This is a genomic window from Oikeobacillus pervagus (assembly GCF_030813365.1).
GTDB classification, from domain to species: Bacteria; Bacillota; Bacilli; order Bacillales; family DSM-23947; genus Oikeobacillus; species Oikeobacillus pervagus.
In genome coordinates this window covers 51,218-61,010 of the sequence record NZ_JAUSUC010000021.1, presented here as the reverse complement: position 1 = coordinate 61,010, position 9,793 = coordinate 51,218, and the positions used below count along the sequence as shown (strand labels likewise).

General features: G+C 36.6%; 9 protein-coding genes and 1 pseudogene. 2 read left to right on the top strand and 8 right to left on the bottom strand.

Annotated features, from left to right (window positions below; genetic code table 11):
* Positions 1-160 precede the first annotated feature (160 nt).
* Positions 161-904, bottom strand: coding sequence for a type I methionyl aminopeptidase (map, locus tag J2S13_RS09645; protein WP_307257540.1), 744 nt, complete (start codon positions 902-904; stop codon positions 161-163).
* Positions 905-1,155: 251 nt separating this feature from the next.
* On the opposite strand from map, the gene trhA reads away from it, so the two are divergent.
* A complete protein-coding gene (gene trhA / locus J2S13_RS09640) occupies positions 1,156-1,797 on the top strand; it encodes a PAQR family membrane homeostasis protein TrhA (RefSeq protein ID WP_307257545.1) in 642 nt (213 codons plus the stop codon).
* Between the two features lie 170 nt (positions 1,798-1,967).
* Here trhA and J2S13_RS09635 read toward each other — a convergent pair whose 3' ends face one another.
* The 3 genes from J2S13_RS09635 to bcbE form a co-directional block, all read right to left on the bottom strand.
* A complete protein-coding gene (locus tag J2S13_RS09635; protein ID WP_307257539.1) occupies positions 1,968-2,723 on the bottom strand; it encodes a TraR/DksA C4-type zinc finger protein in 756 nt (251 codons plus the stop codon).
* A gap of 161 nt (positions 2,724-2,884) precedes the next feature.
* Positions 2,885-3,070 (bottom strand): cold-inducible protein YdjO-related protein, encoded by a 186-nt coding sequence (locus tag J2S13_RS09630; RefSeq protein WP_307257538.1) that lies wholly within the window; start codon positions 3,068-3,070, stop codon positions 2,885-2,887.
* 161 nt (positions 3,071-3,231) lie between these two features.
* Complete coding sequence (gene bcbE, locus J2S13_RS09625; RefSeq protein WP_307257536.1) at positions 3,232-4,491, bottom strand: bacillibactin exporter BcbE; 1,260 nt, start codon at positions 4,489-4,491, stop codon at positions 3,232-3,234.
* Between the two features lie 207 nt (positions 4,492-4,698).
* Here bcbE and J2S13_RS09620 point away from each other — a divergent pair, with 207 nt between their 5' ends.
* Positions 4,699-6,318 carry an ABC-F family ATP-binding cassette domain-containing protein gene (locus J2S13_RS09620; RefSeq protein WP_307257535.1) on the top strand — a complete coding sequence of 540 codons (1,620 nt, stop codon included), beginning with the start codon at positions 4,699-4,701 and terminating at the stop codon, positions 6,316-6,318.
* Between the two features lie 320 nt (positions 6,319-6,638).
* On the opposite strand, the gene J2S13_RS09615 is transcribed toward J2S13_RS09620, so the two are convergent.
* The 4 genes and pseudogenes from J2S13_RS09615 to J2S13_RS09600 form a co-directional block, all read right to left on the bottom strand.
* Positions 6,639-7,313: a YetF domain-containing protein gene (locus J2S13_RS09615; protein ID WP_307257534.1), complete on the bottom strand. Its 675-nt coding sequence runs from the start codon at positions 7,311-7,313 to the stop codon at positions 6,639-6,641.
* 106 nt (positions 7,314-7,419) lie between these two features.
* On the bottom strand, positions 7,420-8,001 hold the full coding sequence (locus J2S13_RS09610) for a YdcF family protein (protein ID WP_307257533.1): 582 nt from the start codon (positions 7,999-8,001) through the stop codon (positions 7,420-7,422).
* A gap of 343 nt (positions 8,002-8,344) precedes the next feature.
* Positions 8,345-9,191, bottom strand: a pseudogene (locus J2S13_RS09605) (MFS transporter).
* A 15-nt stretch (positions 9,192-9,206) separates the two neighbouring features.
* Positions 9,207-9,776: a plasmid pRiA4b ORF-3 family protein gene (locus J2S13_RS09600; RefSeq protein WP_307257532.1), complete on the bottom strand. Its 570-nt coding sequence runs from the start codon at positions 9,774-9,776 to the stop codon at positions 9,207-9,209.
* Positions 9,777-9,793 lie beyond the last annotated feature (17 nt).

Here is a 9,793-nt window from a genome sequence, read left to right as displayed (position 1 = left end):
CTTCCTTCAGCCACTACCTCACGATAGCCACCTTGTCTTTCGCTAACAGTTCCTACTGCCAAGCCTGTAGTGGACTTTCACCACCAAGTATCCGCTCATGCAGGGCGCACTTAAAAAAGCTATCCCTTAAGTATGGGGTGCTTAAGGGATAGCTTACATCTCATAAAGTAATAATAATCGGCTGATCTTTTGTAATAACAATTGTATGCTCAATTTGAGCCACTAAACTTCCATCAGGGGTTTTATATGTCCAACCATCTCCAGCTTCCTCAATCATATCGGCACCTGAGGAGATAAATGGTTCAAAAGCAATAACTAAACCTTCTTTTAATAATTCATTATCCCATGGATCATAGTAGTTTAAAATATGATCTGGTTTTTCATGTAACGCCCGACCAACTCCATGTCCCGTCAAATTTAAAATAACATTAAATCCGTTTCGTTTCGCTTCATTCATGACGGCTTTTCCAATTTGATTTTGTTTTGAACCTGCTTTTGCTTTTTTTAGTCCATGTTGAAATGCCGATGCGGCTGTTTCACATAATTTTGTTAACATGGGATCACCGTTTCCAATGACGAAGGAGATTCCTGTGTCCGCAAAAAAACCATCAACAGATCCAGAAACATCAATATTGATCAGATCACCTTCCCGGAGAACGCGGTCCCCTGGAATCCCGTGGGCTACTTCTTCATTGACACTAATGCAAGTAAATCCTGGAAAGTCGTATTCAGCTTTCGGCCCTGAAATCGCCCCATATTTTTCAAATAGCTTTCCAGCTAGATCATCTAATTGCTTTGTTGTTACACCAGGTTTTGTATTCGCGCGCATTTCTTCACGAATAAGAGCCATCACTTTTCCGGCTTTTTTTAAACTCTCTAATTCTTTTTCTGTTTTTACGATCATTTACAACTCTTCCTTTTTTAAAAAGTTTTGTCCTATGTTTACTATACAGAAATAGATCACATTTTAAAAGGTGGTGATTTTAAAATTAAATAATATTGGAATTTGGAAAAAATGTTGTTTTCGGAAAAGTTTGAGAGTTCCAGATTAGACGCATCAGCTTTAGTACAAATTTTTGTAAATCAGGAATGGCAAATATTATCGTGAAATATGCTAAAATGAGACTATCTTATTTTGGAAAGGAAATGATGATTGTGGCTGCCACCCATACTTTTTCAAAAGGAGAGGAAATTGCCAACTCGATTACACATGGCATCGGTGCCCTCCTAAGCATTGCGGCTTTAGTATTGTTAATTGTCTTTTCGTCCATCTACGGAAATGCATGGCATATAGTAAGTTTCACTTTATTCGGTTCAACCATGGTGTTACTTTATTTATCATCCACATTAGTCCATAGTTTGCCACGAGGAAAAGCGAAGAATGTCTTTGAAATATTTGATCATTCTTCCATATATTTCTTCATTGCAGGAACCTATACACCTTTTTTGTTTATCGCGGTAAAAGGCTCATTAGGCTGGACTTTATTTGGAATTGTTTGGGGACTGGCCATTGCCGGTACTATTTTCAAGTGCTTTTTTGTAAAAAAATATTTATTTACTTCTACAATCCTTTATGTCGTGATGGGATGGCTGATTGTTTTTGCTTGGGGTCCATTAGTTGAAAATGTGAGCCATAACGGAATTGTTTTATTAGTAACAGGTGGTGTCCTGTACACAGTCGGAGCCGTTTTTTATGTATGGAGGGGGTTTAAATATCACCATGCAATCTGGCATTTATTCGTTCTTGGAGGCACCATCACCCATTTCTTCGCTGTTCTCTTTTATCTTCTTCCGTAAATCAAGATGAAGGGGTATGTAGTATTCACTATGGACAAGGAAATGCGCATTTCCCAAGCGGATTTGCGTATTTCCCATGTCGATTTGATTATTTCCTTTCTTTAATGTATATTTCTCACAACTATTTTCACTTCTATCTTCAGTCACAAGATCAGATAGGGAGAAAATGTCTATGTCTCCTCTTCGTGATCTGCATATGGATCATGCTCATATGCTGGCAAATCTCCAAAAGTGGTCATAATCCCTTCTTCATCTAATGCTTGTTCGTATTTTTCATGTAAGTTGTTAGGGTAAACTGTAATATTCTTCCCATCCATATCATTACCGATGAAGTTTTCAAAATCCTCGACATATCCTAGATTTTCTTCCGCTTCAATATTCATATCATTATAATGGTCTGGCGGATCAACAAGATCTGAAGGGGATTCAGATGTACCCCACTCTGCCACTCGCTGCCATGAATCTTCTGCGTCAAACGCGACTGATTCATCTCTCTCATCCAAATCAAATTGACCGAATGGTGGTTTTAATACTTGTTCCTCAATAGGTCGATTATGGGATGTAATTTGATCTGGGCTATGTTTCATACAGTATGTCGTCGTTTCTAATGCTTCAAGGCGTTCCAGTGGAATTTCCTTCCCACATACTTGACATTTTCCATATGTCCCATTTTCAATTGCTTCAAGAGCTTTGTTAATATTTAATAGTTGTAATTTTTTATGTTCATTCAATGCGACATCTTTTTCCCGCTCATATAGGGCGGTTCCTTCATCCGCTGGGTGATTATCATACGTTGATAATTCCCCCATGGACTCACGATAATGAGCACGGTCTAAATCGAAATGATCCTGAAGTTGGGTTTCAACCTCTTCTTTCGCTTTCATTAATTTTGTATGAAAGGAAGCTAATTGTTCAGTCGATAGCATAGGATGCCAATCTCCCTTCAAAAAAACTTGAACGTATCCATATTATTAGCACCCAGCTTAAAAGCATGAATGTTAAAAGGTTCATATGTTTCCTTTTTCTTCTTTAGAGAAGTTTAGCAACAAAAAATCGCCAGGTAGAAGAGCCCCTGCCGATTTTTGTTTTAATTTTTTATCCTAGGTAATTCTCGAACTTCTTTTTTCAAATGGTTTCCACAAATTGGACAGAATAAATCATGGGAAGCAAAATCTTCTCTCATCCAACAATTACATTCACTCGATGTACATGAGAAAACGGTTGTATCTTCAATAATAGGTTCATCTTCTATATTTTTTTTTGAAAAATACATACGACATGGCTCCCTTCAACATACTAACGGAAAATCGAATAATCTTCCGTGGGGGTTGTGATGAGTACATGCTTAAACTTTCATTTAGTTTATTCTTCCTAAATACTACTACATAATCTTACCTTTATTTTGCCACTAGGAATGAATTTTATACCATTCGTTTATTTGGCCTCTGCTCGAATCGCTTTAAAGGCAATAAAAGCGGCTATGAAACAAAGAAATCCAAGCATTAAAAACATGAAAAGTTCCGCCTTTTTCATCATCACAGAAACAATGGGCGGGCCTAAAGCAACACCAAGAAAGCGCATCGAACTATAAATAGATGTGATCGTACCCCGCTGCTTTTTTTCAATGCTTGAAGTAATCATTGCGTCCATACAAGGCAAGCTAGCCCCAATCCCAACTCCACAAATTAAAAAAGCGATCGTCAGGAAGATTAATTGGTCGCTCAATGAGACGATGGTGACTGAAATACCTGCTATTATAAAACTGATTACAGTGACCCATTTCATCATATTTTTCTGACCATTGATCTTTTTTCCAGTAATATAAGAAGCAATACATAATGCGCCTAAAGGAATAGCAAGCTGAAAGCCCTTTTTTATCCCATTCATATCATATTTAGTTTCTAAAATACTTGATAAGTAAAATAACACACCAAATAAGACGAACATTGCGACGATACCAATAAAAAATACGGCGTATAACCAGCGTCCATGCTCTTTAAAGATTGCCTTCGTTTTTTGCAAGAAAGCTGAAATTGTCTGGGGCTCTGTTTCATTCCCTTTTGGTTTTTTTACAAAAACAAGTAAAAGTACTGCTGAAATAATACATAATATTGGGAATGAAAGAAAAGGTAAAAACCAAATAAATCCTGCGAGAAACGCGCCAAGAATCGGACTTAAAACTTTCCCAAGTGTATTGGATGTTTCGATAATTCCAAGGGATGAACTGACTTCTTTCTCATCCTTAAATAAATCCCCAACTAATGGGAGTACGATGGGAAATGCACCTGCTGCCCCTATCCCCTGAAGCATCCGCCCGAGCAAGATGACATAATAAGGATCCTCCACCTTCCAGGAAGCCCACCCTGCAATAAGTCCACCTGCACCGGAAATGAATAAACTTGGGATAATAATGATTTTTCGGCCATAGCGATCGGATAAATAACCAGCTATGGGAATAAGAAGAATAGCGACGATTGAATATACGGTAATAACTAAACTAGATTGAAACCCTGAAATATTCAGTTCTCTCTCCAAGATGGGCAATACGGGAATAAGCATGGAGTTTCCTAATGTCATAATGAGTGGGATAGAGGCGATTGCGAATATACTCCATCGACTTTTACGATTACTAGCATGAGATGAAGATGTTTTACCCAGTTCTCTTTGAATGGTTGGATTTTCAATATGTTCCATTTAGCTTCTCCTTATTAAATATTTCTCATTTTCGAGTCAAATAAACTTATTCTTTATTATGAGCTTAAACCTATAGAATAGTGCGGGAAATAAATCCCACATCCATCTAGAAAATACGTTCAAACAGATCAATTCCTCATCTACCTTTATCTCTTCATTAATGATATAATTTCTAGGAATTATGAATTATTGGAGGAATGGAAACCATTGATTACAGTTCAAGATGTTAGTTTACGATTTGGTGATAAGAAATTATTTGAAGATATTAATATTAAATTTACTCCTGGAAACTGTTACGGATTGATTGGCGCAAATGGAGCAGGGAAATCCACTTTTCTAAAGATTTTATCAGGGGAATTAGAATCTCAAACGGGTCATGTTCATATGGCTCCTGGTGAACGTTTAGCTGTTTTAAAACAAGATCATTTCCAATATGAAGAAATTGAGGCACTTCAAGTCGTCATCATGGGACACACTCGATTATATGAAGTGATGCAAGAAAAGGATGCCATCTATATGAAACCAGACTTTTCCGATGAAGATGGCATGAGAGCGGCAGAACTTGAAGGAGAATTTGCTGAATTAAATGGTTGGGAAGCGGAATCTGAAGCGGCGATCCTTTTAAAAGGTCTTGGAATTGACGAAGATCTTCATACGAAAAAAATGGCGGAGTTAACAGGGGCAGAAAAAGTAAAAGTGTTACTCGCTCAGGCTTTGTTTGGGAAACCAGGTGTCCTCCTTCTTGATGAGCCTACTAACCATTTGGACATTCAAGCAATTCGTTGGTTAGAGGAATTTTTAATCAACTTTGAGAATACTGTGATCGTTGTTTCCCATGACCGACATTTTTTAAATAAAGTATGTACACATATTGCAGACTTAGATTTTGGAAAAATTCAACTATATGTTGGGAACTATGATTTCTGGTATGAATCTAGCCAACTAGCATTAAAAATGGCCCAAGAAGCTAACAAAAAGAAAGAAGAAAAAGTGAAAGAATTACAAAACTTTATTGCTCGTTTTAGTGCGAATGCTTCCAAGTCAAAACAAGCGACCTCCCGGAAAAAACTATTAGAAAAAATCACATTAGATGATATAAAACCATCATCCCGTAAATATCCCTATGTTCATTTCAAACCAGAACGAGAAATTGGGAATGATTTATTAAGAGTAGAAAGTTTAACCAAAACGATTGATGGTGTTAAAGTCCTTGATAATATTAGCTTTATTATGAATAAAGATGATAAGATTGCGCTTGTTGGTTCCAATGAGATTGCCAAAACGACATTGTTCAAAATTTTAGCTGGTGAAATGGAACCAGATGGTGGTTCATACAAATGGGGAATTACCACAACACAATCCTATTTTCCAAAAGATAACACAAAATACTTCGATGGTTCAGATTTATCGCTGGTAGATTGGTTGCGCCAATATTCTCCAAATGATCAGAGTGAAAGTTTTCTCAGAGGATTTTTAGGAAGAATGCTTTTCTCAGGGGAAGAGGCATTAAAGAAAGCATCCGTTTTATCTGGTGGAGAAAAAGTTCGTTGCATGCTTTCCAAAATGATGTTAAGCGGAGCGAATGTGTTGATGTTAGATGAACCAACGAACCATTTAGATTTAGAGTCGATTACCGCATTAAATAATGGCTTAACCAATTTTAAAGGTTCGATGATCTTTTCATCACATGACCATCAATTTATCCAAACGATCGCCAATCGCATCATTGAATTGACACCAAGTGGCATGGTGGATAAAGCAATTACTTATGATGAGTATTTAGATGATGAGAAATTACAAGAACATGTCGCTTCGATGTATGAATAAGAACAAATGCGCAAGCGCCTGTTCATCGGCGTACGGATTTTGCAGTTAAAAGGTTATCCACTGTTCTAAATATTAAAGTTTCCAAAATAATGAAAAAAGAGGGTGAATGTTAGATGTTCCCCTCTTTTTGTAACCGTATATTTTTATTCTCCATGATCATATTGTGTCTCAAAATATTCATTTAACTCACAAGCTACTTTTTTTGGGTCGATGAATGCATAAAATACAGCGACAAGTAGTTCGATGAATTTTTTCATTCGAATCTCCCCTTTTTCCTAGCTTATGCAATTTATGTTTAATCTGTGACAACACTTAAGGATTTAATACGTTTGTACAAACAATCCATCTTGTTCTAACCATTCAGCAAAGAGTACCTCTTTATAATCTTTCACACCATTCGCTGCTAATTGCATTTTCAGCCATTCTTCATCAAATCCTAAATCAATCAGCTCGTCTCGTAATACAACCCCATCGCGAATGATAGTGACTGGTACAAAAACAGGCATATCCAATAAATTGAAATCTTCCCGTGTTGTTTTTTGATATTTTGATTTTTTCAATATACTAATCGATCCATTTGATTCTAAATAGCAAAAAGCCACTTCTCTAATCGAAAATGTTTCACTTTGCCGTAATAAACTTTGCAATTGATTTAAATTCAAGCGATTTTTTTTTAAAGCCTTAAAATCAATTTTTCCATTTTCAATTAATGCAGAAGGTTTTCCTTCAAATACTTTTCTGGCCCATAGAAATTTTTGTCCCAAATATTCAACTAAAATGAACAGCAGACCCCAAATCGTCATGGCATATAAGATATACCAAACACTAATTTTCTCATCATATAGTGCATTCCCTAGAAGTTCGCCAAATACGATGGAAGCGATAAAGGTGAAGGGCGTCACTTGATTAATGACTTTTTTCCCGACAAATTTGACGACAATAAATAAGAAAAAGAAACCAATGATAATTTCAATGGTCAAATAAAAGACATTCATGATGAAAACTCCTTACGAATCTTTCCTTTTTCTTATCTTCCCCCTATTCATTCACTTCATTCTTTCACCAATTGAATAATGAGTTTAAAAAACTTTTAAAATGAAATTATTTTCCGAGCAAATACATTTTTAAAATTGCGAAATATTCTCTTACATATAATTGAAACTGGACGACTTTAGGCGTTTTTGCACTTAAAGGATAGGCTTTGATCCCTAATTTTTCAGCTAATTTTACAGAACGATACAAATGGAAGTCATTGCTCACGATTACCGCCTCCTCCACCTGATAAAGTTCCTTTGTAAATTTTAAATTTTCATAAGTGGAGGTCGAATTTGTCTCTAATAAAAGGCGTTCCTGTTCGACACCATTTTCAAGGAAAAAGCGACGCAAGGCCTCAGCTTCTGTAATATCTTCTCCATCTCCTTGGCCCCCTGATAAAATCAGCATAGTGGAGGGATTTTTTTTACTATATTCTAGTGCGGTTTTGGCTCTTTCACGTAAGCTTAGAGACATTTCTTCCCCATTCACTTTTGCCCCAAGAACAATCATATAAGGAACCTCATTAGGTGGAGACTCTTTTGCTACATTTTTCATTTGGCTATGTAAAAAGACGAATCCCCCAATGGAAACGAGAATGAATAGCATTGCGTATAAGCTCATTTTTTTCTTCACTTCTACACCATCCATTTTTCCCCATTATATCATGAAGGTGGATGCAATGACGAAAAAAACCTTATCCTATGGCAAAGGTTTTTTCGCAAAATCACTTATTCATATCCCTTTGAACCAATCAATTCATCCGTTCCATTTTGATGATTGAATATAAAAATCTGTTGTCAACGCATTAGTCATAACGAGGATTCCTCTAGTTCTATTTTCCATAGTCAAAACAGGATCTATAAATGGCGGTAGAACAACCTGTCTCAGTTTTATATTCAACAAAAAAGGCAACCCCCACTATTGGGTTAGTTACCTTTCCCCATACATAGGAGAGCCATTGCCCGGTTGGTTTCTCCTGTCTCACTTTTCTCTATCCCTTCGTTAAAGATCCTACCTGTTGATCACTCGGTAATAGCCATGTAATGATACCTAATAGTGGCAAAAAGCTACAAAATATCATAACATAGCGCATGCTGAATAGGTCTGCTAACGTCCCAAGTAAAACCGAACCGATTGCCCCCATCCCAAATGCTAATCCAACAATCAAACCTGAAACCATGCCGATCTTATTCGGTACTAGTTCTTGTGCATAGACAACAGTCACACTAAAACTCGACATAATAATAAAGCCGATGATAAAAAAGAAAGGAAACACTAAAAATAATGGGATATAGGGTAAAGCTAATGTGAACGGTGCAGCCCCTAGCATGGAAAAAGCAATCATATTTCTTCTTCCAAAGCGATCAGCAAGTGGCCCACCGAAAAAAGTTCCAAGAACGCCCGCCACCATAAAAATAAATAAAAACATTTGGGCTTCTTTGATGGAAATTCCGTAGTCCTCCATTAAATAAAATTGATAAAAGTTCGAAATTCCTGCATGATACCATGAACGAGCAAACACGAAGAAAATTAATAAGAGGAAAGCCGATTAAGCCAATCATACTTAGTAACATTCCCACAGGTAGTAAGAAGGGGGACGGCCTTTTATCCGCAACATATCCGAAAACAGGCTGCATAACAGATGAAGTCATATTCACCATAAACGCAATCCAACCAATTTGGGCATAGGACAAATGTAAGGAGTGCTCTAAAATCGGAAACATAGCTGGAACAACTGCTTGAATGGAATCATTGAATAGATGTCCAGCACTAATTGCAAATAAAACCCCATAAACTGTATTCACTTCTAAAGATCTTTGTTTAAGCGCTTCTCCCATACTCTTCTCTCATTTCTATTTTAGCTTTTTTAAATTCCAATTCACTTGGTCCAAATGAAAAAACTCTGGGTCATACATTTCTCCAATCGATGAAATCAATTCAGTATATTGATCAGATGCTGAAGATGGTTGTAGTAAATGAAGAAGATATTGATACCCAGGAACCCCGCCAATATCTTCGGGAGGACAGGCTCTCTCTCCCCCCAAACAAATAGGAAGAACCGATTGAGGATTCCTAGGGAAAATCCCCTCCAATTCTAAAAGATGTTGCCAATGATCCCCAAAGTCATACTGATATTGTAAAACATCACCTAATTTTAAAGATAAAGATGATATTTTCATTTTACTTGCATCCTTATGTACTTCCGTTCCAACAAAATCATCTAAAGGGACACCAATGACAATAGGACCATATTTGAACTCATAGAGATGTGCATCATCCCATCCCATAACCGTTTGAATCACTTCATGTAATGTTTTAAATGAAATTTGATTAGATACTTGAAAAATTCTCCAAATCATAGGTTCAATATGGCGTAGTGAAATTTTAAATTGGTAGATGAAGGAGTTTTTTATTTGGACCATCACAATCCCCTTTTAAC

Excerpts from the sequence above, each read along its gene's own strand:
- map (WP_307257540.1), bottom strand. The coding sequence starts at position 904 with ATGATCGTAAAAACAGAAAAAGAATTAGAGAGTTTAAAAAAAGCCGGA.
- J2S13_RS09635 (WP_307257539.1), bottom strand. The coding sequence starts at position 2,723 with ATGCTATCGACTGAACAATTAGCTTCCTTTCATACAAAATTAATGAAA.
- J2S13_RS09615 (WP_307257534.1), bottom strand. The coding sequence starts at position 7,313 with ATGAATGTCTTTTATTTGACCATTGAAATTATCATTGGTTTCTTTTTC.
- J2S13_RS09600 (WP_307257532.1), bottom strand. The coding sequence starts at position 9,776 with ATGGTCCAAATAAAAAACTCCTTCATCTACCAATTTAAAATTTCACTA.
- bcbE (WP_307257536.1), bottom strand. The coding sequence starts at position 4,491 with ATGGAACATATTGAAAATCCAACCATTCAAAGAGAACTGGGTAAAACA.
- J2S13_RS09630 (WP_307257538.1), bottom strand. The coding sequence starts at position 3,070 with ATGTATTTTTCAAAAAAAAATATAGAAGATGAACCTATTATTGAAGAT.
- J2S13_RS09610 (WP_307257533.1), bottom strand. The coding sequence starts at position 8,001 with ATGGATGGTGTAGAAGTGAAGAAAAAAATGAGCTTATACGCAATGCTA.